Annotated in this window: 23 protein-coding genes; 12 read left to right on the top strand and 11 right to left on the bottom strand. The window is 55.9% G+C overall.

What is annotated here, in order from left to right:
- Positions 1-85 precede the first annotated feature (85 nt).
- The 8 genes from ACZ5EH_RS12080 to hcp all read right to left on the bottom strand — a co-directional run bounded on the left by ACZ5EH_RS12080 (position 86) and on the right by hcp (position 8,447).
- Positions 86-556, bottom strand: coding sequence for a hypothetical protein (locus tag ACZ5EH_RS12080; RefSeq protein ID WP_464274134.1), 471 nt, complete (start codon positions 554-556; stop codon positions 86-88).
- Positions 556-1,905: a vWA domain-containing protein gene (locus tag ACZ5EH_RS12075; RefSeq protein ID WP_464274133.1), complete on the bottom strand. Its 1,350-nt coding sequence runs from the start codon at positions 1,903-1,905 to the stop codon at positions 556-558. The genes ACZ5EH_RS12080 and ACZ5EH_RS12075 overlap by 1 nt, the downstream gene beginning before the upstream one ends.
- A 14-nt stretch (positions 1,906-1,919) precedes the next feature.
- Positions 1,920-2,903 (bottom strand): AAA family ATPase, encoded by a 984-nt coding sequence (locus ACZ5EH_RS12070; RefSeq protein ID WP_464274132.1) that lies wholly within the window; start codon positions 2,901-2,903, stop codon positions 1,920-1,922.
- Positions 2,904-2,933: 30 nt separating this feature from the next.
- Positions 2,934-3,128 (bottom strand): hypothetical protein, encoded by a 195-nt coding sequence (locus ACZ5EH_RS12065; protein WP_464274131.1) that lies wholly within the window; start codon positions 3,126-3,128, stop codon positions 2,934-2,936.
- An 81-nt stretch (positions 3,129-3,209) separates the two neighbouring features.
- On the bottom strand, positions 3,210-4,685 hold the full coding sequence (locus ACZ5EH_RS12060) for a multiheme c-type cytochrome (protein WP_464274130.1): 1,476 nt from the start codon (positions 4,683-4,685) through the stop codon (positions 3,210-3,212).
- Positions 4,686-4,755: 70 nt separating this feature from the next.
- Entirely contained in the window at positions 4,756-5,346 is a 591-nt protein-coding gene (locus tag ACZ5EH_RS12055; RefSeq protein ID WP_464274129.1) for a cytochrome c3 family protein, read from the bottom strand.
- A gap of 420 nt (positions 5,347-5,766) precedes the next feature.
- Positions 5,767-6,582 carry an ATP-binding protein gene (locus tag ACZ5EH_RS12050; protein WP_464274128.1) on the bottom strand — a complete coding sequence of 272 codons (816 nt, stop codon included), beginning with the start codon at positions 6,580-6,582 and terminating at the stop codon, positions 5,767-5,769.
- A gap of 224 nt (positions 6,583-6,806) precedes the next feature.
- Positions 6,807-8,447, bottom strand: coding sequence for a hydroxylamine reductase (gene hcp, locus ACZ5EH_RS12045; RefSeq protein WP_464274127.1), 1,641 nt, complete (start codon positions 8,445-8,447; stop codon positions 6,807-6,809).
- Positions 8,448-8,639: 192 nt separating this feature from the next.
- Here hcp and ACZ5EH_RS12040 point away from each other — a divergent pair, with 192 nt between their 5' ends.
- The 4 genes from ACZ5EH_RS12040 (at position 8,640) to ACZ5EH_RS12025 (ending at position 11,855) form a co-directional block, all read left to right on the top strand.
- The gene (locus ACZ5EH_RS12040; protein WP_464274126.1) at positions 8,640-9,317 is read left to right on the top strand and encodes a Crp/Fnr family transcriptional regulator; all 678 of its coding nucleotides are present in this window, start codon (positions 8,640-8,642) and stop codon (positions 9,315-9,317) included.
- 98 nt (positions 9,318-9,415) lie between these two features.
- Positions 9,416-9,778: a hypothetical protein gene (locus ACZ5EH_RS12035; RefSeq protein ID WP_464274125.1), complete on the top strand. Its 363-nt coding sequence runs from the start codon at positions 9,416-9,418 to the stop codon at positions 9,776-9,778.
- Between the two features lie 131 nt (positions 9,779-9,909).
- Entirely contained in the window at positions 9,910-11,079 is a 1,170-nt protein-coding gene (locus tag ACZ5EH_RS12030; RefSeq protein ID WP_464274124.1) for a response regulator, read from the top strand.
- A gap of 23 nt (positions 11,080-11,102) precedes the next feature.
- Positions 11,103-11,855 carry a DNA alkylation repair protein gene (locus ACZ5EH_RS12025; protein ID WP_464274123.1) on the top strand — a complete coding sequence of 251 codons (753 nt, stop codon included), beginning with the start codon at positions 11,103-11,105 and terminating at the stop codon, positions 11,853-11,855.
- Here the strand turns inward: ACZ5EH_RS12025 and metC are convergent.
- Complete coding sequence (metC, locus tag ACZ5EH_RS12020) at positions 11,843-13,072, bottom strand: cystathionine beta-lyase (protein ID WP_464274122.1); 1,230 nt, start codon at positions 13,070-13,072, stop codon at positions 11,843-11,845. The genes ACZ5EH_RS12025 and metC overlap by 13 nt on opposite strands.
- 377 nt (positions 13,073-13,449) lie before the next feature.
- On the opposite strand from metC, the gene ACZ5EH_RS12015 reads away from it, so the two are divergent.
- The 6 genes from ACZ5EH_RS12015 to ACZ5EH_RS11990 all read left to right on the top strand — a co-directional run bounded on the left by ACZ5EH_RS12015 (position 13,450) and on the right by ACZ5EH_RS11990 (position 20,312).
- Entirely contained in the window at positions 13,450-13,827 is a 378-nt protein-coding gene (locus tag ACZ5EH_RS12015) for a PilZ domain-containing protein (RefSeq protein WP_464274121.1), read from the top strand.
- Between the two features lie 38 nt (positions 13,828-13,865).
- The gene (locus ACZ5EH_RS12010) at positions 13,866-14,228 is read left to right on the top strand and encodes a hypothetical protein (RefSeq protein ID WP_464274120.1); all 363 of its coding nucleotides are present in this window, start codon (positions 13,866-13,868) and stop codon (positions 14,226-14,228) included.
- A gap of 117 nt (positions 14,229-14,345) precedes the next feature.
- On the top strand, positions 14,346-17,405 hold the full coding sequence (locus ACZ5EH_RS12005; protein ID WP_464274119.1) for an NAD-glutamate dehydrogenase domain-containing protein: 3,060 nt from the start codon (positions 14,346-14,348) through the stop codon (positions 17,403-17,405).
- A 202-nt stretch (positions 17,406-17,607) separates the two neighbouring features.
- Positions 17,608-18,702, top strand: coding sequence for a hypothetical protein (locus ACZ5EH_RS12000; protein ID WP_464274118.1), 1,095 nt, complete (start codon positions 17,608-17,610; stop codon positions 18,700-18,702).
- Positions 18,703-18,728: 26 nt separating this feature from the next.
- Entirely contained in the window at positions 18,729-19,256 is a 528-nt protein-coding gene (locus ACZ5EH_RS11995) for a V4R domain-containing protein (RefSeq protein WP_464274117.1), read from the top strand.
- 9 nt (positions 19,257-19,265) lie between these two features.
- The gene (locus ACZ5EH_RS11990) at positions 19,266-20,312 is read left to right on the top strand and encodes a GGDEF domain-containing protein (RefSeq protein ID WP_464274116.1); all 1,047 of its coding nucleotides are present in this window, start codon (positions 19,266-19,268) and stop codon (positions 20,310-20,312) included.
- Here ACZ5EH_RS11990 and ACZ5EH_RS11985 read toward each other — a convergent pair whose 3' ends face one another.
- Both ACZ5EH_RS11985 and cheB read right to left on the bottom strand, forming a co-directional pair.
- Complete coding sequence (locus ACZ5EH_RS11985; RefSeq protein ID WP_464274115.1) at positions 20,313-21,179, bottom strand: CheR family methyltransferase; 867 nt, start codon at positions 21,177-21,179, stop codon at positions 20,313-20,315. It abuts the gene before it with no gap.
- The gene (gene cheB, locus ACZ5EH_RS11980) at positions 21,169-22,302 is read right to left on the bottom strand and encodes a chemotaxis-specific protein-glutamate methyltransferase CheB (protein ID WP_464274114.1); all 1,134 of its coding nucleotides are present in this window, start codon (positions 22,300-22,302) and stop codon (positions 21,169-21,171) included. Before cheB ends, ACZ5EH_RS11985 begins: the two co-directional genes overlap by 11 nt.
- A 189-nt stretch (positions 22,303-22,491) precedes the next feature.
- Between cheB and ACZ5EH_RS11975 the strand changes: the two genes are divergently transcribed.
- Both ACZ5EH_RS11975 and ACZ5EH_RS11970 read left to right on the top strand, forming a co-directional pair.
- Complete coding sequence (locus ACZ5EH_RS11975; RefSeq protein WP_464274113.1) at positions 22,492-23,283, top strand: ParA family protein; 792 nt, start codon at positions 22,492-22,494, stop codon at positions 23,281-23,283.
- Between the two features lie 8 nt (positions 23,284-23,291).
- Positions 23,292-23,900: a hypothetical protein gene (locus ACZ5EH_RS11970; protein ID WP_464274112.1), complete on the top strand. Its 609-nt coding sequence runs from the start codon at positions 23,292-23,294 to the stop codon at positions 23,898-23,900.
- Positions 23,901-23,910: the final 10 nt, after the last annotated feature.

Below are 23,910 nucleotides of genomic sequence, written 5' to 3'. Positions count from 1 at the left end.
AGACAATTTTTTATCGTATCGGGCGAGCCTTTTCGGTCGGGCCCGTGGATATACTTTCAGACTATTGGGCGTGCGCCCTGTTCAGTCAACCGGCCTGACGTTTGACCACCTGGAGGATCTTTTCCGCTGCCGCAGCAGGGGCCACGGCCTTTTTAGCGCCCAGCGATGTTTCCAACCGCCCCGTCACATGCATGGGCAGGCTTTTCGATGCTTGGGCAAGCGCCTGCTCAAAGGCATCGCGCAGGGCTGTGAATGAAGCTTCCACCTCGGGGTACTCGTTGTCTTCCCGCCAGGGCAGATGCAATCTCTCAGTCAGTTTCTCCTTTTTGTGCGAGGGTGTTTGCAACGCATAGCACTCCTCAGGGGTCCAGGCGGCTCGCTCGTTTTGTTCCGGCCAGCAATGGGTCCACCCCGTTTCAGGAGGTTTGGGGATGGTGCTGGCAACGCGCACCGCAGGCATGCCCAGATTCTTTTCAAACTCTGTCAGGCTGATGGTGTACCGCAGCACAGGGCGAAAATTCCCCCGAGCCTTGGTGATGTCCCATTCAATGTTCATTACCGTGCCTCCATGGCAACAACTTCGCCAAAAGGCGGGAGCGCATCCGATGCTGTGGCAAGGATGGAGGGGGAAACCCACAGCACCGGATACGCCGGTTCTTCGGGAAAGCTATTACTCTGCAAATCAGTAAAATATATCATGCACGCTGGTGATACGCCTTCTTCTTCCAGCCGTTCGAAAGGCGGGCGGAAGCTGGTGCCGCCCCCTCCTTTTGCGGCAAACTGCAAGGGAAGGTCCCACCGATTCAGACGCTGTTCGGAACTCACCGCGGCATCGCAGGTGAACACTGTGACGGACGCGTCAAATTCCTCCAAAAGTGCGGAAAGCTCGGCTGCAAAGCTGTCCAGCTCTGCCTGACCGATGCTGCCGGAAACATCCACGGCAACCGCGACTTCTGCGAGCTCCTGGCTCATGTGGCCAGGAAGATACAGCCCGGCATGGAGGTAGCGGCGGTTTGGCCGCGTCCAGGAAAAATCGTTGCGCGCAGTATCTTCCAAGAATCGCCGCAAAATCTCCTTCCCCCCCAGAACAGGGGCGCACATTTCGCTCACCAGACGTTCCAGAGCCGCCGGCAATGTGCCCGCTTCTCGGGACTTGCTGAGGGCCTGGGCCAAGGCAGCGTTCCAGGACTCTTCTTCCAGGCTTGTTGCATCGCCGTCGCCACCTTCGGCGTCACCGCTGAAATCACGTATCTCGCCGGTCATGCCGGGGTCGTCGCCCCCTTCGGTAGCGTCGGGAGATTCTTCCGCGTCGTCACTTTCGGCGGCGGCGCCGGCCGCCTCGGTCATTGTCCTGGGAGCATCTTCTCCATTCTGCGCGCCTGCCGGCGTTTCCTGCGTATCGTCCCGCCCACCTTCGCTGCCGCCCCCTGCGCCGTCCTGGGTGCTCACTTCCTGCACCGCATCATTGGCGCCCGTGTCTATGCCTTCCCAGGCGTCCTCATTTCTATTCACCAGAGAGGCATAGATGGCGTCAGCACTTTTGCCTGCATATTCGGGCGCTTCCAGATAGCCGGCGGGCAGATCAATGCCGGCCTGGGCAAGAATGGGATTGATGGCGTAGTCGCAGGCCTTGTTCCAGACCTTTTTGTCACGCCCTTTGCGGCGAGTATGGTGCAGACAGGCTAAATGAGTGACTTCATGGCAGAGCACGCCCTTTACCTTGGCAAGGGGCAGAGCCCGGATGAATGCGGGGTTGTACCCCACCACGCGCCCGTCGGTCCAGGCGCTATGGCACCCCGCATCCTCCCGGAACTCAAGGCGAAGAGCAAGGCAGGCAAAAAATGGGTGCTCCAGCACCAGCTCGCTCCTGGCCTTTATCATGATATCGCGTGCGCTCTGATCCATGGGATACTCCAACGCTACACCAGCACGTCGCTGTTGGCGCAGGCCCACCCCTGGAAGGCTTCGGTTTCCACGATGGCCGGATCAACCGAGGCCGCGTCTCGCATGAGCAACACACCAAACTCCACCGGCAGCCGGCCGGCCAATTCCGCCAGACTGGGCATGGTATCGTTGGAGGCTTCGCGCGCCAGAGACTCGCACATGGCCATGACCACCGCCGGGTCATCAGGAATATCCACCCCGTGCGGATCGGCGAGAATGGCTTCGGCGGATGGAATACGCTCGCAGATGCGCAAAAATTCCATGCACTCGGCAGCGGCGCCAGCGCCTATCGCCCCCTTAAGCAAAAACTGCAAGGTTTCGCGGTCCGGCGTCACCGTCATGATTCTGGAGGCGAATTCCCAGGAACGGGGTGAAGGAAACGCCTTCTCATCCCGCTTGGGGTCAAAAGCATGCAGCAAAGCAGGGCGAAAACGCAAAAAAGCTCTTATTTTCGGATCAATGCCCTGCTCAGCAGCCCATGCAAGCCAATCCTCAAGGTCGGGCTCGAATTCCAAATGAACCATCCGGTTTGCCAAGGCGGAGGGCATCCTGTGGGTCACAGCCCTGTCGGTCTCCCTGTTTCCGGCCGCCACGATGCTCCACCCTTCCGGCAGTTCATATTCACCGAGCTTACGGTCAAGAATAAGCTGGTAACACGCGGCCTGCACCAAAGGGGGCGCTGTGTTCAATTCATCCAGAAACAAAATGCCGCGCCCTTCGCGGGGGAGAAAAGAAGGCGCGCGCCAAACGGTCTCGCCACGTTCATTGACGGTGGGCACACCCCGCAGGTCCACGGGGTCCAACAGAACGGCGCGTATATCGACAAGCTCGAGCCCATGAGCTCGCGCAATCTGGGCGACAACCTGACTTTTTCCCACTCCAGGGGCGCCCCATATAAATGTGGGCTGTTTTGCTTTCAAAAGCGCTTCAAGAGCAGCGCGAACGACTGAAGGTTTCATTCTCGATCTCCTCGATTGTTTGAAGCACTTTTATTGAAAATGAATCTCATTGTCAATATCAAAATCGTTTTTATTTTCTCCTCCCCGAATCAAGACAACCTTCTGAACATATTGACATTCGCACTGTACAACCCACTTTTCCAGACTATTCCAGTCATATTTTTTCAAAGCAAGCAGCAAATACTCGCTGCCATGTCCTGCTCGCGTTTGTGCAAGCAGCACCATAAAAAACGGGCGCCCCACCTGTGTGAAGCGCCCGTGTCGGCTGTTGCGTTGCTGTATCCCAGTCTATCCGTTGCGTACCCCTTATTGCCCGAAGATGCGTTCAGGCTTCTGCGTGCTGCCGTTTGCATTGGGGAAGTCGGGATAACGATATGCCTTGGTGTTGGTCTCGATAAGGTGGTGTGCTTCTTCCATCAGCCTGTTGTAGCGATGTTTGCACTCGTAGAAGCCGTGCCACCATGCATAGTCCGGCGCCATCATGGCTGCGCCCATGCGAGCCCTGCGCCCTTCATGGTGCCACAACTCATAGTATTCCACTTCAAAATGCTCGTCGAAGAACTTCTCGTTGGAAAGCAGCCCCTTGTCGTAGAGCTCATCCAGCTTGGCCTTGGCAGGCTTGAAGTAGACGTCGTTGTATTCCTGCACGGCCTTGTCCATGTCGGCATAATGGTCCATGGTCCAGGATTTGCCATGGCACTGCATACACACTTCCTGCATTTTGCCGCGCTCGGTTTCCCAGTTGGTCTTTGCAGGCAGCGGCTTGAATTCAGAAGGCCGCACAGTCAAAGGCGCCTGCAGCTCCCAGGAGAGGCGTTCGGTCACGTCATGGCTGGTCATCACCTTGCCTGCGCCCGACATGTGGCAGGATGCGCACGTAGGAGCACGGTAGTCCACCCCTGCTGTCCAGGTGCCAGGGGCGGCGTCCCAGTTATAGGTATCGCCAAAGGTGTCGTAGATGTCGCCGTGTTTGGATTCGGTGTAGATTTCGATTTGCGGATGGTCCGGCCCCAGGTGACACTGGCCGCATGCTTCGGGCTTGCGCGCTTCCATCACGGAAAAACGGTGGCGGGTGTGGCAACTGGTGCAACTGCCCAGGCTGCCGTCCAGATTGGCGCGGCCAACCCCGACGTTGGGCCAGGTGTCTGAAGACAGCGCACCGTCTTCATTGGTCTCGAGCACGGTGCCGTGGCAGGCAAAACAGCCTGTTTTGCGCTCATTGTCAGAATTCATGCCGTCATTGAGCCAAGGATCGATCTTCCAGATGATTTCCAGGGTATTGGCGTGCTTGGAGCGGCTGTACTGGATGACCTCGTCCGGATGGCAACGAGAGCAATCCTTGGGCGTAACCACAGCAGCTACGGGAATTTTATACTCCTGGGTGCCATACGGCAGATCACCGCGTTCGTAATACTGATAGTGCGCCTTGCTCACGTCAGCATCATGCTCTTCGGCCTGGTGACAGTCCAGACAGGTAATGTTGGCTGAAGCGTGCCGGCTTGCAGCCCAGTCCGCAAAAATCCCTGGCGTCTCCTGCTTGTGGCACTCGATGCAGGCCACTGCCTGGGGAGGCATACTGCGTTCGATCCGGTATTCCTTGGTTTGTGGGAAATTCTTTTGCACATTCTGTCCGTTCTGCCCTGCCGCCGGTTCTGTGGCCATGTTGCGCTCTATGGTCTTTTCCTGCGTGCTGCCTTCCTGGGCAACTGCCACAGCAACGACACACAACCCCAGCGCCAAGGCCAGCAACAATGTAGCCAGCACTGCACGCTTTTTCTGCATCACATCCCTCCTTATGCGATTAATAAAATTCTTATCCTCCACCTCTGTTATCTATTGGTGAACAACTGCCTCACATACCGTTATGGGAGCCCCACAAAGCCAAGCCAGGAGCCCTGTACGGGGCCTTGTTCTCGCGATACGCATATTGGGCGCGGTCCATGTGCACCAGGTCACGGTGACAATCCGTACATTTTTTTTCATATCCGGGGCGCGGATACAAAACAGTTCGGTGCGCCATCACCGCACCGCGATTTGTGGGCATACCCAAAAGGTTGCGGTGGCATTTCTGACACTGGGCATTCTTGATGTTTTTGTAGGCAAGCTCCCGCATCTCAGCTCTGTCATAACTTTCCGCCCCCCCTGTGAAATGGGAGACCACGTCCTTCACCCCGTGGACAGTCTTGGTGTAAAAGAAATCAACGGTATCATGCGGGGCGGGCAAGTGGCAGTCCATGCAGTCGGCAACCACGCCTTCCTTGTTGTTCACATGGGTGGAGGTACGCCAGGCATTATACGCAGGTTGGATTTCATGGCAGGTGGAACAAAACTGCGGCGTAGAGGTACGCACCATGGTATAATAAGTCATGCTGAAAATTGGAAAAGCGAGAACCACCCCTACTATTATGAAAACGCCATAAACAACTGTCCGTCGCTTTCTCACCAGCTCCCTCCTTTCGCCTCATCCGCCGGGCGGACGTGAATCAATTAGCCAAGACAGGCTCCCTATTCCCCAAGAGCAATCTCTACATGCCATACCTAGCCACTGCACACCGCTTGTTAAAATACGACTTTGTACTTTTATTTTTCGAAAATTGTAATTTTTTACAATTATAATCCGTATAAAAATAGAAACTTTTTCCTTATAGCACGACCTAAAGTTATTGTCATACAATATACCCGACAACTGTATATACCCGATACAAACCTCCCCTTAAATAAAGGGATAATATCATGTCGGAAGACCATCCTGATGTTGAAGCAACAAAAAGGCCTGCCACTTCACTTTTTTGAAGCGGCAGGCCTGTAGTCCCGTGTCTGACTCCTTTTACAATACAAGAACCTATGCCGTAACCGGCCTCCGCTACAACAAGGCGCCTTCCGTTGCTATGCGCTCCTTGGAGAGTTCACGCCCGTCCCGGGATGCGATCACACGGGTGATGGGCGTCTCATACGCCTGGGGCTTATCTCGCTGCGCCAATTGCGCCGCCCGCGATGCTATCTGGCTCAGGCCGGAGCAACAGGGCACTTCCATTTCCAGCACTGTCAGCGATCGCGGACTGGCCTTTTTCATTATTTCGGCCAGCTTTTCCACATAGGCTGGAGCATCATCGAATTTGGGGCACCCCATGACAACCACGCGCCCCTGCACGTATTTGGCATGCAACGTCGGCACGCTCAGGGCCGCGCAATCGGCAAGCAAAAGGATATCCGCATCCTTCAGGAAAGGCGCTTCAGGCGGCACAAGCCGCAGCTTTACGGGCCAGTGGGTCAAGGCCGAGGCGGCGTCTTCTCCACCTGAGGGCGCTGCCCCTGCGGGACGACTAAGCGGTTGATTGGCTTGCTGGCAGGGCGTCAACTGCTGCACCCTGGATGAAGGGCACCCCCCTGTATGACGCGGCTCGCGCGGCGTATGATCCTTTGCCGCCGCGTTTTTCTGCTCTTCCAGCAACGCCTCCACAGCCTCCTCGTCAAAGGGCACGGCCTCGCGCTCAATGAGCTTGAGAGCGCCGGTCGGGCATTCGCCCAGGCAAGCGCCCAGCCCGTCACAGTAGACATCGGCCACCAGTTTGGCCTTGCCGTCGATGATCTGCAGCGCGCCCTCTGCACACCCAGGCACGCACTGGCCGCAGCCGTCGCAAAGTTCCTCGTTGATTTCTATTATTTTGCGTATAGCCATGATATTTTTCTCCTTGGTGCATTCGTAAACGCGGAAGGGATCTCCATACCGCAGGTATTTTCTGTATACAGCCTTATTTTGCAGCTTCACTATTGGGCAAGTACTATTGTTTCAAGAACCTGTAATAACATTATATGCTTGTTTTCAGGTTGGGGGAATGCGAGAGGAACCGCCCTTTGCATGGGGATTCCCCCTCGCACGCCCCAAAGTGTTACCGCTGCTGCCTAGCTTAGGATGGCAGCCAGGTCTTCATCCGGTGTGGATATGGGCTTGATGTCGTAGTTCTCCACCAGGTAATTCAACACGTTCGGCGTGAGGAACGCTGGCAGCGAAGGACCGAGTCGCATGTCCTTGATACCCAGGTAGAGCAAGGTCAGCAGAATGGCTACGGCCTTTTGCTCGTACCAGGAGAGTATCATAGAAAGCGGCAGTTCGTTCACACCGCAGTCAAACGCCTTGGCAAGGGCCAGCGCGATCTGGATTGCGGAGTAGGCGTCGTTGCACTGCCCCACATCGAGAAGGCGGGGGATGCCGCCGATGTCGCCCAGCTTTTTGTCATAGAAGCGGAACTTGCCGCAGGCCAGGGTGAGCACAACGCAATCTTCAGGCACCTTTTCCACGAACTCGGTGTAGTAGTTGCGGCCGGGCTTGGCGCCATCGCACCCGCCCACCAGGAAGAAATGGCGGATTGCACCACTCTTGACCGCATCGATAACCTTGTCCGCCACACCCATGACAGCGTCGTGGCCAAAGCCGACCAGTACGGAGCCCTTGTCCGCATCGTCTGTGAAGCCGGGCATTTCCTGGGCCTTGGCAATCACTTCGGAAAAATCCTTGTTGCCGTTCTCATCCGCAGGAATATGCTGCATGCCGGGCCAGCTCACCAGACCAGTGGTGTAGATGGTGTTCTTATAAGTCTCTGCAGGGCGCTGCAGGCAGTTCGTGGTCATTACAATGGGACCGGGGAACTGGGGAAATTCCTTGATCTGATTCTGCCAGGCAGTACCAAAATGCCCGAAGAAATGGGTATATTTCTTGAGCTCGGGGTAACCGTGGGTGGGAATCATTTCACCGTGGGTGTATATGTCTATCCCCTTGCCTTCAGTCTGCTCCAGAAGCATTTTCAGGTCGCGCAGATCATGGCCGGAAACCAGAATAGCCTTGTTCTTCCTATGGCCGAGGGGCACTTCTGTGGGTGTAGGATTACCGTAGGTGCTGGTGTTGGCCTCATCCAGAAGCTCCATGGTGCGCAGGTTGATACGACCGCACTCCAACACCAGCTTCAGGGCGTCGCCCATCTCCATGTTCTTGTCCAGGACGGCGACCAGAGCTTCCTGCACAAAGCGATAAATTTCAACATCTTCCTTACCCAGAATCTGCGCATGATCGGCATAGGCGCTCACGCCCTTGAGTCCGTAGACCAGTGTCTGCTGCAGCGACTGCACATCCTCGTTCTTGGCCTTTTCCTGCAACACGCCATGAAGCTCGCCCTGCGCGATCATTTCTTCAAGGCTGGAGGCGGGCTTGAACATGGCAGGTCCGTCAACAGGGACATCACCGCCGGCGTTCTTGACCAGAACTGCCAGGCTGTCGCGCAGTTCAACAGCACGATGTATATGTGCTGCAATCCGTTCCGGATCAAAGCTCACGTTGGTCAGGGTCGCAAAACAGGCGGATACCGTAAACCGGTCCACCTCTCTGTCACGCAGATTATGCTTGTCGGCTGCCACCGCAACCTGGGAAAGTCCTTGCAATGCCCAGATCAGCAAATCCTGCAAAGATGCCGTTTCATGAGACTTACCGCAAACGCCGCGGGTGGTGCAGCCTTCGCCTTTTGCCGTCTGTTCGCACTGATAACAAAACATGTCTCTCTCCTTCTGGTTTGAAAATCACAGGGCATTAAAAAGAATGCCCCCGTTGTCAGCGTGACCTCCTTTTGCATCCGTCTTCCCGAAAACACTTTGACTTGAGTCAAAAGTGTGTTTTTTTCTATGCAAAGCAAAGGGGTCTAAGGCAATCTACTGCAAAAATACCCGACCAGGAGTTTGCAACCGCCTATGAGCACACGAGAAAGCATCGGGACGATACGTTTCTTTTCAGGGTTGGACGACGTGCATCTGGACGCGCTTTCCACCATCGCCACGGTGAGAAGCTACGACAAGAACGAAGCAATCTTTCACGAAGGCGATGAAGCGGGGGGATTGTACGCCGTTGCCGCCGGACTGGTTCGCATCTACAAAACATCATTGAGCGGCAAGGAGCAGATTCTGCATGTCTTTGGACCTGGGGAGGTTTTCGCCGAAGTCGCCCTTTTCAAGAGCGCGCACCTCCCGGCAAATGCCCAGGCGCTGGAACCAAGCGAAATACTGTTCATCCCCAAACAGGGCTTTGTAAGTCTCATCCGCAAGGAACCCGACCTTGCCCTGTCCATGCTGGGGCTGATGTCCATGCGGCTCCGGAGCTTTGTGGCCAAGATCGAGGACCTGAGCCTCAAGGAAGTACCGGCGCGCCTGGCGCAGCATCTGCTATTGCTGCAGGCGTCGCAAGGCACAGACTCCGTGCGGCTGGACCTGCCGAAAGGCCAGCTTGCAGCCTATCTGGGCACCATTCCCGAGACATTGTCCCGTATTCTAAAAAAACTTGCCGAAGCCGGCATAGTGGAAACTGAAGGACAAATTCTGCGCATTCTGGACAAGAACGCCCTGGAAGATGTTGCCATCAACGGAAAGTTGTAAAGAAGGGCGCTATATATGGACACAAAAGCCGGTTTTCATCATAATGCAATACATCAGTGGTACCTTTTTGCATCACATTCCATAAGGAGCGATGACACATGCGCCTTTTTGCCCCTGCTTCAGTGTTAATTTTATTGCTTTGTCTCTCCGGCGTTGCCCTGGCTCAACCGGCAGTGCCAGATGGCATCAAGGAGCTTCCGCGCTATTCCGGGGCGGTGGCCGTCTCGGTCATGGAAGCAGAAGGCACCTCAAGTGCGGAATTCACAGTACAAGCCTCCATTGATGCGGTGGCCGACTTTTTTAACAGTGAACTCACATCCGCTGGGTGGGCCAAAGTAGTGGAAGCGCGCCAGGATGACGGCGCCATGCTCAGTTTTACCCAGGGCAGACAATCCCTTACCGTGGGCATCAGTCCACAGTCTGACGGCAAGGTATCCTACGCAATCATCCTGAATAAGTAGACCTCGCAATACAGATGCTGCAGAAGCCTTTGACAAGATACGTGTTATTGGGGCGCTGCACAGGATGCCATTGGAAGCGTTATGTGTTTTTTGAAAAAACATCATGAAAACTACATTTGCGGGCACAGGCCATGAGCCGCCACAAAATTCTTTTTGTAGACGACGACGCCCAGCTTCTGGAGGCGTTTGAACGGGCCTACCGCTCGCGCTATGAAGTATTCATGACCGAAAGGGGCGGCAAGGCGCTGCGTCTGGTAAAGGAACATGGTCCCTTTGCCGTTGTGGTGGCGGACTTGCGCATGCCGGGCATGGACGGCATCACCCTGTTCAAGGAAATGCAGCTTCTGTTTCCGGAGACCATGCGCATCATGCTTACGGGGTGCGCCGACCTTGAATCCGCCCTGGACGCCGTGAACCACGGTCAGGTGTTCCGCCTGCTGCAAAAACCCTGTCCCGAGCCGGTCCTGAGTGCGGCCATTACCGATGCCATCCGCCACTACCAGCGTCATGCCCCCTCCCTGAAGAAGGAGGAGCCCGACACAGGGGTGCAGCCAGCCGCAGAGGCTTTGGCAGATGTTTCGCCAGAGGACTCGCCAGGTATATCGTCAGAAGTTCAGGATGCAGCGCCGGAGGAGCCCCCCTTTGCGGATGCGCCGCAGGCCTCCTCCGCTGATGGAGCGCCCCCCGCGGATCAGGTAGCTGACTGGCCTGAGTTCCGCGCAGTTGTTTCGGATATCATCTCGCTGGCCAGCTCTCTAACGGAGCGCTCCCTGGCGGAAGATGCCCGTGCCGAAGCGGAGGTGTTGAGAAACAAGGCGTGCACGCTTTTGGAGAGCCTAAACAATCTTCCCCAATGGGAGGCTGCCCCCCAGGAAATGGATGACCAAACTCCCGAAGTGGCGAATGGCCTCGAAGATACGGACATGGCGGAAGAAGACCCTGTGTTTGCAGCAGACCCGCTGGACTATGACAAGGCGCTATATCTTTTCAAAGACGATGCCCCGCGTCTGCACGAAGTGTTATCCGCGTTTCTGATGAAAGTCCGCTCCAAGCTGGTGGTGCTGGGAGAGGCATTGGCATCCGGCGACGCCGAAACCATATTCCGTGAAGCCCATTCCATAAGCAAGAGCGCCACCAAGCTGGCGGCAGCCCCCTTGGCTGAGGCGGCGGCACGTTTGGAGCAATGCGGCAAAGACGGAGACATGGAAGACGTGCCCCCGCTTTTGGACGGCGTGGTGCTCCAATTTGCAAGACTGCAGCGTTTCATTGGCCCTATCATGGAGCAAGGCCCGCAGGGCTGATTCCCCCCTTTTTGGAGAGCAATATGTCGTGCAACCAACACCCCGCAACCATATGGGGGCGCCAGGCTTTATGGGCAGGGGCGAACACGGCCCATGCCACGCTGCACAAAAAATACCTCAAGAGCGGCATGGATTTTCTGGGCCTGCGTAAACCCGTCATCAACGAGCTGGCGCGTGAGATTCTCAGGCGTTATCCATTGCCGCACAAAGACGCGCCTGCCGCAGCAGCCACCCTCATGCACATGGCGCTCCCGCTCTGGAATTCCTCCTGCTTCGAGGAGCGCTCACTGGCCATTGGCCTTCTGGGCAGAGGGCAACGCCACCTGCTTTATAGCGATTTTGAGACGCATTTGCGCCACTGGCCTGATCAGGTGGAGAACTGGGCACACCTGGATGAACTGGCAACAAAGGTGTTGGGCGTCATGGCCCTGCGCGATGCGCGTATTTTCATAGAGTCCGCAAAATGGACGGATGCGCCCTGGATGTGGACACGCCGCGCCAGCCTTCTGCTCTACATACCACGCATCCGCAAACAGGATGCCTTCCCCCAGGGACTTCAGGAGCGTTGTGAAGCCCTGGTCCTGGACAAGGATTTTTTCATCCGCAAGGCCATGGGTTGGGTGCTGCGCGAGCTTTCCCAGCGCGATGCGGAAACAATGCGGGCCATTTTTCTGCACATTGGCAACAGGGCATCGGGCCTCACCGTGCGTGAGGCCCTGCGCAAACTGCCCCCTGATGAACAGCGGCAGTTGAGAGACGCGGTTCAGGAGCAGTGACGCAAAAGCCGCGCAAACCCGGCGTCCAGGTCGCGCTTCAGGTCTTCCGTGTCTTCCAGACCGATATGCAGCCGCAAGCATGGCCCTTCCGGGGCCCAGGTGGTTGCCGAGCGATAGTTTTCGGGTTTGGTGGGTGTAACCAGACTTTCAAACCCGCCAAAACTGTACCCCATGGAAAAGTAGCGCATGCCTTCGAGCATATCCTTGATGCCGGCGTCCACATCCCCTTTCAGATGCCTGAGCACCAGTCCAAGGAGACCGCTTGCGCCCAGGAAATCACGTTTCCAGATTTCATAGCGCGGATGGCTTGGCAAAGCAGGGTACAGTACCTGAGCCACTTCTTCCCGCTCCTCCAGCCAGTGCGCCATTTCCAGGGTGTTTTTCTGATGCGCTTCCAGGCGCACCCCCAGGGTTCTGATGCCGCGCAGCGCCAGGTAGCAGTCATCCGGCCCCGCCGTGAGTCCCAACCCCCAAATGGTTGAACGGACGCGGTCTTCGGTATCCTGATTGGTGGTGACGAGGCCCATCATGGCGTCCGAGTGCCCGACGATATATTTGGTGCCGGCCTGCACAGAAATATCCACCCCATGGTCAAAAGGCTTGAAAAAGTAGGGGCTGGCCCAGGTGTTATCCATGATCGTCACCACATTATGGCGGTGGGCCACCTCGCACAGCGCCGGAACATCCTGCACCTCGAACGTTAGCGAGCCAGGCGACTCCAGATAGAGCGCAGCCGCAGGCTCCTGCAGCAAGGCTTCAAGACCTGCGGCATCGATGGCGGGATCGTAATAAACGGTCTCCACCCCGTAATTACGCAAAAAGTTTTTACAAAAATCCCGCACGGGAGAGTAGACCGAATCCACCATCAACAACCTGTCGCCGGAGCGCAGCACAGACAGCAACGCTGCCGTGGCGGCCGAAAGACCTGAGGGGACTACATGGCTGCGGTAACCGCCTTCGAGTCCAGCCACTGCTTCTTCCAGGGCCATGGTCGTGGGCGTGCCCAGACGGCCATAGTGCATTTTTTCGCTCTTGCGTCCGGAAAACGCCAAATCTTCTACGGTGGGGAAAACCACGGTGGAGGCGTGGTATACCGGGGGGTTCACAATACCGCCCTGCCGTTTCGGGGAGCGCCCAAGCTCGGTGCACAGGGTTTTGCGGCCGCTGGTCTGTGGGGCGGCGGGTGCCGCGGATTGTTCGTCTCCAGGAAGGGTCATTATCTCTCATCCTTGTTCTTTGTTGGTGAATCAGGAAACACTACCGCAAAGCCGGCAACGAGTGAACCGCTTCTTTGCCGCTGCGTACAACCAAAATACCCGCATTCTTCACTACAAATACCAGATTGATATGGACGCCCCCTCCTCCCGGTGATACCTTTTGCGACAAACCTCTTTTTTTGTTTTCCGGGTTCCCGGCCAAACGCCATCCAGCCCGGGGGTCGTGCTGTTAATATTAGCAGGTGCACTTTTTTTTATTTATATTGTAATGCTTGCCAATTCAGTTTTTACGACACGGGAGAACTAACAATGCCACGGCGGCCTGCTTCCAGGGGATAACGGGGGAAGGCGGTCAGCCAAGTACAACGGGGGGCGTTATGAATACTATGCTGCAGCAGGAACCTGACGATCGCCGTAAATACGTGCGTTTCACATTAAAGGCCTATGGTTTGAACCACAGATGCTACGTGGGTGAAGAGCATGAACGACAGAGCGTTCAACTCATCGACATCACACCCGCCGGCGCCAGATTGCGACAGACCGACACGCAGACCGGGAAAACGCTCCCCAAACAGGGGCAAATAGTCCCCATAGAACTGCTGCTGCCGCCTTTTGCCCCCAAAGGGCGACAAATTCCTGGTGAAATACGCTGGAGTGAAGGGCAAGAATGCGGCATTATGTTCACACGAGAACTCGAATGCAGTGTGGGCGAGTTGCAGCGCGCTCTCGACACCCCGCCGGTGTCGGGGCATTAGCCTGCATTTCTCGCCGCTGCACAAACAAGGAGAGCCACATGCCCTTTTCTTTTCGTATGATTTTCAAGGCGCTTGCCGTACTGGCGCTGGTTGCCATTCCCCTGAGCGCATGGGGTGATGGATGTTACGACGAGCGCATAGGCGATACGTTCAGCGTAGACCTTGGCGGCGAGCTGTGCATGAAGAACACCAAGTGGAACTGCAAGCCTTTATGCTTCTATTACGCTGGCATGACGGACAATGACACATTCAGCCTGGGTGTTGCCCGCCACCAGGGAGCCCTGAACATCTATCATCCATACAACCCTGACGAGAAAAGCATCTTCAGCGTTGCCGGCAACAATTTCGAAATATTGGAAATCACCCCGGAAAAACTGAAGGTCAAATACCTGGGTGAATGACCCCTGCCTGTCAGCCATGGCGCCCCCTGACCTGACATCAGGGGTGTGCCTATCGGCTGTCTCCCTGCCGCTTTTGCTTATGGCCCCCTTCTATTCAGCCGCAGCAAGGAGCCCCTCATGGTAGCCATCAAACGACCCGACCCTGCAAAAGTTCTCAAGGAAGTCTCCGGCCATCTCTCTGAACAAGCCACGTCCATCGTGCCCTGGTTCATCGAAAAAATGCCGGAATACTACTTTCTGACACATAGCCATGACGAGCAGGTGCGCCACCTGAACGCCATCATTTCCGGACAGGTGCTCAGCGAAGGGCAAACCCTTGCTCTGGGCAGCCCCTGTAGAACAAGCGTCACCTATATTTCCCCCGGCGAACCGGAAGCGCTCTCTTCATTGTTGGAGCGCCACGTACGCAGCAATATAGTCAACGCAAGGCTGTACGCTTCCCTTGATGGTCAGTTGCGTCTGGACACCTTCATCATGGCCCCTCAGGAGCTCCCGACGAAAAAGGACGCAGCGTTCAGAAAAGCCTGTGCTTCAATGCGCGAGCACAAGCATACCCCACCCCTTTGGCCGCAGGATTGGTCCGATGATCAGGAGCACTCCTTCAAGGATTTTCTTGCAGGCGCCACCAAAGATTACGTGGACAAATTCGAAGCCGAACGCGCAGCCCGCCACTTTCGGCTAGCCAGGATGGTGGAGGGCACGGAAGATACGGCCATCGACCTGGAAAACCCATCCGGCACAGGAGAAAGCCGCATCAGCATAGCCGTCAGCGACCCCCCTGCCTATGGCCTGCTGCTGCAAATGGCCAAGGTGCTGCAACGTGAAGGCATTGTTGTGCACCGCGGCTATGCCGACGTCTTTGTGCGCAGTCCGGATGGCGCACATCAGAGCTTCGCCATCATCAGCTTCTATGTCTGCCACGAAGGCAAACCCCTGGACCCGAACTCCCCGCTCTGGAAGCGGCTGCAACAACAGCTGCGTCTGACGCCATGGGTTTTTGCCAGGCATGGCCTGCAGGTTCTCTCAGACGAACACGGCTGGCCCCTGGAACGGGTCATGCTGCTGCAGGCCGGTGCAGAGTTCGCCCACCAGTTTCTCATCAAAAAGAATCTCTGGGCCTACAGCGCGGACAACATCAACCATGCCCTGCTCGCCCATCACGAGGACGCAGCTGCTGTCATCGAATATTTTGAAACACGTTTCGCACCCAACGGGCACGAACGCTTTGGCCGACGCAGCAATGAGGAGGCGTTGCAGGCCTGCTCCAGAATAGAGGAGACCCTAAACTCCCGGCTGGAGCACATTGAACACGAGGTCGCGAGGGGCGCCCTTAAATGCATATTGCAATTTTTCAAACACACCCTGCGTACCAACTATTTTCTGCCCACGCCGCATGGCCTGTGCTTCCGGCTTGCTCCGTCCTTTCTGGACAGCATGCCGGAAGAGGAAGGCGATGCAGGCGAAAACAGAGAGCGCCCTTATGGGGTGTTCTTCTATCATGGCCCCTATGCGCAGGGATTTCATGTGCGCTACCGCGAGATGGCCCGCGGTGGACTGCGGGTGGTGCGCACCCGCACCCAGGAACAGTTCGAACTCGAGTCCAACCGCCTTTTCGATGAAGTCACCAAACTGGCCTGGGCCCAGCAAATAAAGAACAAGGATATCCCCGAGGGCGGATCCAAGGGGGTTCTGCTCCTAGGACCCGAAGGTGACGTGGACCGAAGCGTAAAAGGTCTGGTGGACGCCATGCTGGACCTGGTGCTCACGGATGACGACAGGCCCGCGCACAAGAATGTGCGGGATTACCTCGGCAAGGAGGAAATCCTTTTTCTCGGACCTGATGAGAACATCACCCCGGACCATGTGGAGTGGATAGTGGCGCGCGCTGCACGGCGCGGCTACCAATGGCCGGCGGCGCTCATGAGTTCCAAGCCGCGCGCCGGCATCAACCACAAGGAATACGGCGTCACCAGCCTGGGGCTTATCGTATTCGCCACGGAAGTACTCAAGCACCTGGGCATAGACCCCACCAAGGAGCCCTTCCGGGTCACGTTCACAGGCGGCCCCCGTGGTGATGTGGCGGGCAATGCCGTCAAGCTGCTCATCGACCAGTTCGGGGACAACGCCCGCATCCTGACCATGGCGGACGGCCATGGCGCGGCATGCGATCCCGAAGGTCTGGACCATGATGAACTCTTGCGGCTCATTGATAACGACCTGAGCATCAGTGAGTTTGCTTCCCTGAAGCTGCGCGGCGAGGGGGCCTTTGTCATCACCACGGACACGCCTGAAAAAGCACGGATACGAAACACCCTGCACAACCGCGTTGCCGCAGATGTGTTCCTGCCATCGGGGGGGCGTCCCGACACCATCAATGCCCGCAACTGGGAAGAATTTCTGGATGAAGAAGGACGCCCCATAGCCCGCTCCATAGTAGAGGGCGCTAACATCTTCATCTCCCCGGAAGCACGGGACAGGCTCCAGGAAGCCGGCGCGTTGATAGTGAACGGTTCCTCGGCCAACAAGACAGGCGTCATCTGCTCATCTTATGAAATTCTGGCAGGCCTGGTTTCCAGCGAAAAGGAATTCCTGGCCATGAAGAAAACCTACGTGCGTGAGGTGCTGGATATCCTGCGCAAACGCGCAGGCGACGAGGCCCGTCTCATGCTCAGGGAGCGCCGGGAGCGTCTGGCCAGGGGAAGACAGGCGCATCTTACGAAAATCACCCTGCAACTCTCCATGGAAATGAACAACGTGGCAGATGCGCTGATCGAGGCGCTGTGCGATGCGCCCCAAAAAGGCGCCTCCATAGTGGCGCGCGACCAGCAACTCAAGGAATTCTTCCTGGCCTACTGCCCGCCCGTGCTTGTCAGAAAGTTTGAAAAACGCCTTCTGGAAGATGTGCCCGAGCGGCATCAGATAGCAGTGGTTGCCGCCCACCTTGCCTCGCACATCGTGTACAGCGAAGGCCTGGGATGGCTGGAACGCATGACCAGGGACCGCGACGCCATCAGTGTGATGCGCGCCTATCTGGAACAGGAAAAACACATCGAAAAACTGCTGGACCAGCTCAAACACAGCCGGCTGTCGGAACGCGAGGAACTTGCGCGCATTGTTGCCAACACTGGTCGCAAATTCCTCACATCAGAAGCGCTGGAGCGCAAAAGAAAATCATAAACACTGCGCCAGGCAGGGTGTTTTATAGCTACGCAACCGCAATATACGGCTTTTGCGTGAAAAAAGACCCTGCAGGGTGCATAAATAATTGCCATATACGACAAATCCTGCTAGAATGTAAAAAGTCTAGAAACTCCTCAGCGAACCGGCGTTGCATACAGAAGTTGCATCGGAGATGCTGTCAATCAGAATGGGAGCACGCATGAATACATTCATGAATGATGACAAAAGGTTGCTCGAACGGGTCGATAAGGCCCTTGAAGCAAGACATAAACACGGACTTGAAGGGTTGACCGGTGGCCTGCGCGCCGTCATTATCAATGTCCCGAAAGAACGGCTGGAGCCTGCGGTGGATGAATTTCTGCGCTACACAGGCCTGGACGTCACCGCCGCTTTTGAAGACGAAGACTTCGCCACCTGCCTGCTGCAGACGGAAAACAGCGCCGACTTTCTGGTGCGCTGTCGCAAACGCGGTGAAAACCCCTTCCTCCCCTATAATTCACGGCCCAAAAGCGAACATCTCCCTGACGCCCGCCTTGAAACATTTGTCTACCAGGCAAACGACCTGGAACGCTATGTGGCCATCCAGAAGGAGCGCGGCATCGAATTTCTTACGCCGGAAATCCAACGCCTGGGCAAGCACTTATTTATCCAGTCCAAGCCTTCCCGGTTCACCGGCAACTCCACCGGCTTCATCCAATTTGACGGGCAGAATGACAGTGCTTCAGAAAAATACCGCAGCGCCGACAGTTGCGACCTGGGGCTGGAGCTGCGCAAACCCGCGCTCCCCCATTTGCAGAACATAGGCAGGCTGGACCATACCGCCACCCGTGTGCGTGCGGATGAACGCGACGACGCCATCATCGAGTTCATGGAATTGACCAACTACAGCTTCGACTTTGCGGTGTACGTGGAATCCTTGAATTCCATCACCAATGTGGCCAGGCTGAGCGAAAAGGACTACGCCCAGGTTTTCACCTCCGGCATAAAGCCCTTTGAAAGCCTGGAAACATCCGGCCCCACCGAGCGTTTCATCCATAATTTTGGGCTGCGCGTGCACCACATGGCTTTTGACACAAAAGACATCGATGCAACCTACCAGGCCCTGGTGGACGATGGCATGGGCTTTCTGGTGGAGCTGGTCGGCTCGCGGGAAGAGGGGCTCAAGCAAACCTTTTCCGAAATGTCGCCGCATACGTTTCTGGTGAATGAATACATCCACCGTTATGACGGTTTCGATGGATTTTTTACCCGCAGCAACGTGACGGAACTGACAAAGGCGACGGAAAAACAATAAGCTGCGTTTTTGTCTTGGGGGGACTGATGACAGACCGTCGCTATGTGTTTTCCTGGGACCTTCTCGGCGATATCGAGCAAGGGCGCCCAAACTTGAAGAACTTCGCACGTATCGAAGTATACCGGCTGATGGCCTTTTGTTTTCGCGATGTTGCGGAACAACGGCTGGGAACGCAGCAGACCGATGCGCTTTTCTTTGATGCCGGTAAAATGGCGGGCACGCATTTTTTCAATGAGCTCATAGCTCCCTGTGCGAATTTCAACGAGTTCATCCGCAAGACGCAAACGACCATGAAAGAAATGGGCATTGGCATATTGCGTGTGGAAAAAGCTGACCCCGATGCCGGGAGCTTTGTGATCACCATTTCTGAAGACCTGGACTGCTCCGGCCTGCCTGATGTGGATTATGAAACATGCGTTTACGACGAGGGCTTTCTGGCAGGCATGCTGGAAAGCTTCACAGGCAAGCCGCACAAGGTAAAAGAAGTGGATTGCTGGTCCACGGGAGAGCGCACCTGCCGCTTTGCAATCAACAGACGTTCCGCAACCGAATAACCTTACATTATGACCTATCAATCCTCGAACACGCCTGAAGAAGAAGCCACACAAGATCAATTGCACCAGGCCCTGGAACTGTTGCGCAAGGTATTGGACCACCCCACAGCCCCTGCCGCCTTTCCGGAAAAGGAACTGCCCCCGGAATTGGCGAATGTAACGACCTTGCGAGAACTATACGCCGCCCTTTGGGAAGTGCGCTCATTCACACTCGCCGTGGCCAATGGCGATTTATCCCGCCCCTTACCTTTGAAAGGATATACAGCCGGATCGCTCAAAATGCTGCAGGCCAACCTGAGCCACCTCACCTGGCAAGCGCAAAGCATAGCGGGGGGCGATTTCTCACAGCGTGTCGACTTCATGGGTGACTTTTCCCAAGCCTTCAATTCCATGGTGGAGCAATTCAGCAACACACTGGATTCGTTGCGGGACAAGGAGCAGGCTCTGATCCGGGCCAATGCCGAACTCCAGCAGGAAATAGAACAACGCCGCAGCACGGAAGAGGAGTTACGCCGCAGTCAGGAAAAATACCGTGAACTGGCCAGCATAGATCCCCTGACCGGCCTGGCCAACAGACGCCATTTTTTCACCCTTGCCCTGGCGGAACTGCAGCGCGCCTGCCGCTTTGGCCATCATCTCGCCATCATCATGCTCGACCTGGACCATTTCAAAAAAACAAACGACACCTGGGGACACGCCGTGGGCGACAAGGTTCTCCAAAGCGTGGCGGCAAGATGTAAGGAAGTGCTGCGTACAGTTGATGTCATTGCCCGTTATGGCGGAGAGGAATTCGTGCTGCTGTTGCCTGAAACAAGTAGCGATGGTGCAGAGGTGCTTGCGGAAAGATTGCGCGAGGCTCTGGCGGAACCGCCCCTGCAGATTGGCGCCAGCACCATACCGGTAACCGCCAGCCTGGGGGCCTGCGCCTACTCCCCGATCATGGGCAGCCAATGCTCGCCAGAAGACCTGGAACGGCTTCTGACGCTTGCAGATCAGGCGCTGTACCAAGCAAAAAATGCAGGCCGTAATCGCGTGATTTCTTGCGATGCAAACTGATCAGAGGTTCTTTTTGTAAATGATGGTGGGGCCGAGCTGCTCGGACCGGAACTTCATGGTGAGATTGTAAAGATTCTCCGCACTGCCCAGGAACAGGACGCCATTGTCGCTCAGCTTGCGGTAAAGCATGTCGATGATTGTCCGCTTCGTGTCATCATCGAAATAGATCAAAACGTTACGGCAAAAAATGGCATCAAAGTCACTGTACACGCCATAGGGGTCTGTCAGGTTGATGCGACGAAAATCCACGATCGACCGCAACTCTTCCGAGATGGTCCACCCCTTTCCATCCTGATAAAAATGCTTTTCCCGACGCTCTTCAGAAAGCCCCCGCGCGATTTCCACTTCATTGAAGCACCCCTTCCCTGCGCGCTCCAAAACCCGTGATGAAATATCCGTGGCAAGGATTTGAAAGTCATCAAGGCTACCGCTGAATCCTGGGTGCGCGTCTATGTACTCCTTGATCAAAATCGCCAGGCTGTAGGCCTCCTGCCCTGTAGAAACCGCTGTGCACCAAAACCGCAATGGCTTGGGGTCCTCGCCTTTATGACGGGCGTTGCGAACCCTGTCTGCAAGTTGGGGCAGAACCTCGCGAGCAAACGATTCAAAAGGATGGCAATCTCGAAAAAACGACGTCTCATTCGTGGTGATGGACGCGATGATGCGATCATGTAACCCCTGGGTGGGGTTCTCCCGCAGCGAGGCGTTGAAATCCGCAAAACTTTCGCAGCCAAGATCCTCCAACAGCGGCTCCAGTCGCTGCAAAATCAGATACTTTTTCTCATTTTGCAGATACAGGCCGCACAGCTTGTGAATATAGCTGCGCAATTCCTGAAAATCGTTGTCTGAAAGTTGTTTAGCCGTCATTGTTGCCGCCCCTGAGCACATTCAGTACAGCAGCAGGGATCTTGGGAGTCGGTAATACCTCGTTCACACACCCCGTAGCCACGGCGCTGCCGGGCATGCCCCAAACCACACTGCTTTCCTTGTCCTGTACTATGATGTACCCACCTGCCCGCTTCAGGGCCTCCACACCTTTGGCACCGTCACTACCCATACCCGTCAGCACCAGCGCCACCACACCGCCCCGCAGGTGCTCCGCCGCAGACCTGAAAAGCTTGTTTACAGAAGGCCGGCACCCGTCTTCAGGTGCTTCATCCGTCAACAAAATATGGGGGCGCCCTTCCTTGCTGGTCAAATGCATGTGTCTGCCGCCAGGGGCAATGTAGACATGCCCCCGCTGCAGTGGCTCTCCATGCTTTGCCTCATGCACGGATTGCAGACATTTGGCATTGAGGCTCGCCGCCAGGGAAGCCGTAAAATTGGAAGGCATATGTTGCACCACGCAGATGGGAACATCCGTGCCGCGACACAGTTCGGGGATGATCATCCCAAGAGTCTTGGGTCCTCCAGTGGAGACCCCAATCAAAATCACCTTGATACGCACCGGACAGGAAGTCTTTGCTCCCTGTGAGGCCGAGGCGCTACGCTCGTCGTGCATGGAAGCAAGCCTTGTTGTCTGTGGTTCTTCTGTTTTGCCTGAAGCCTGTCGCGCCTCTGCCATGCTGGAAAAAATACGCTTTGATGAAAAATTGCGCATTTTTACAAAAAGCTGCCTGCACAGAGATTGCATGACCAAAGCCATGTCCTGGCTTTCCGGTTGCAGTACAAAGTCAAAGGCGCCTGCTTCCAGGGCCTTGATGGTGCGCTCGGCATCACGCTGTTTGCGTTTGGCAATGAGAATGACGCCAGCGTGCCCCTCTCCGGGGTTGCCGGCATTGAAATGTCGTATATCGTCCAGGAGATCGAGTGATTCGGCAAGCTCCACATCAAAAACCACGACGTCTGGTCTGTAAGCTGCGAGCTTGGCCACGGCAGCGCGCCTGTCTACCGCCTCGGCCACAGACTCGACATCAACAGCCTCGTTCAGGCCCTGTGCCAAGGATTCTCGAAATTGTCTCGATGCATCGACGAGCAGAATTCGCAGCATGCTCTGGTCCATCGCTTGCGGTGTAGGCGGCGTTATGGAGCCGCAAAAAAATCCGACCTGACTGCCCGCCAATGAATGCGCATTATAAAAGACTACCGGCAAAGGTCCTAAAAGGCAACAATATAGTTGAATTGCATAGTTGAATAACGTAGGGCTTGCAGGTATGCTGCTTCGCCAGGGGAGGAGTAAATGCGTCGTATCGCTTTTGCGGTAGAAAAAGGGGGGACAGGAAAAACGACCAGTGCGGTTCATGTGGCATGCGCTTTGGCCGAACTGGGGCGCCATGTTCTTCTTGTTGACACCGACACTCAGGATCAATGCGCCTCCCACCTTGGACTTCCCCAGTATGCTCCTGGCCTTGCTGAAGTCATTCTTGCTGAAAAAACGCCACGCGAAGTTATCAAGCAACCCCGGCAGAATCTCTACCTGCTTCCCGCAGGGGACAAACTTTCAGGCGTCAAGACACATCTCCCCGATATCGCGGCAAGAGCGAATCTGGACCCGAAAGACATCCTGGCAAGAGCCCTTTCCTTCACCGAGTCGGGAAAACTCGACTATATCGTGCTGGACACGGCGCCAGGCAGCGACGCTTTTCTGGTCAATGTCCTGTTCTATGCAGATACGATCATTGTTCCCGTTCCACCGGAAATGCAAGCCATCCGGGGCATGATGCGCTTTTTCCGCACAGCAAAATTTTTAAACACTGAGCTGGACTATATACTCCCGACATTTCACGACAAGCGCGTAACAAAAACATTTCGGATCATGGCCAAGCTCAGACAGCATTTCGAGCCGATGCTTTTGGAAAAAATATCGTACACTTCGCTGATTTCCGAAGCCGCCGGCGCAGGCCAGACAATTTTTGAATACCGCCCCTCCCATAGGGTGGCTGCGGAATACCGGCGCGTTGCAAAAACACTGGACAAGGCCCTCGACAAAGGTCAAGGAACGCCAGCAGCAAACAGTGTAGAGCAGGGATAACCATAATAATGAGCAACAAAAAGAAAACGCCCGACACGGAACCTGATGACGCCTTTAGCATGATTTTGGGCGACATCAACGCCAGCCCCATGTCACCGCTGTCTCCGCTGGCCGAGGCGGAAGCGGACTCGGGCGCTCCGCCCAAATTGCGACACAGCGCAGCTCACCCCATGCCGGGTATATCCTCTTCTCTTACAGCACCGTTGCCCCCCGACACGGCCATCCCGGCGACGATGGTGGAGAACGCTCCAAAGCGAGCAAAACAGAAGCCCACTGCCGCGCACCCGTGGATCGAGGTGCTTTTGGACACTTGCACCGTAACGCCGGACGTTGATATTTCCTTTGCTTGCGAAAATGCCCCTGCCGCGTCCGAGGCATTGCGCAAGGCGCTTTTGGTTGCGGCCAGACAAAAGGCCGATATTATTCGCCTGAATCTTGATGGCAAGGATTGCAACCCGGCGTGCCTGGCCACGGCCCTTTGTTTTGCCCTGACACTGCAGCCGCACCGCCCCGAGTTACCGGCAAAGCGACTGGTCTTCGCAAACTGTGCGCCAGGATTCAAGACTTTTATGGAAACTGTAAATGCGCCCTTATCCCATGGCGTATCCTTGAGCTAGTGGAGAGAGA

This window comes from Desulfovibrio biadhensis (assembly GCF_055388615.1).
Note: the sequence above shows the minus strand (reverse complement) of the source record. Positions and strands in the feature narration are given on the sequence as shown.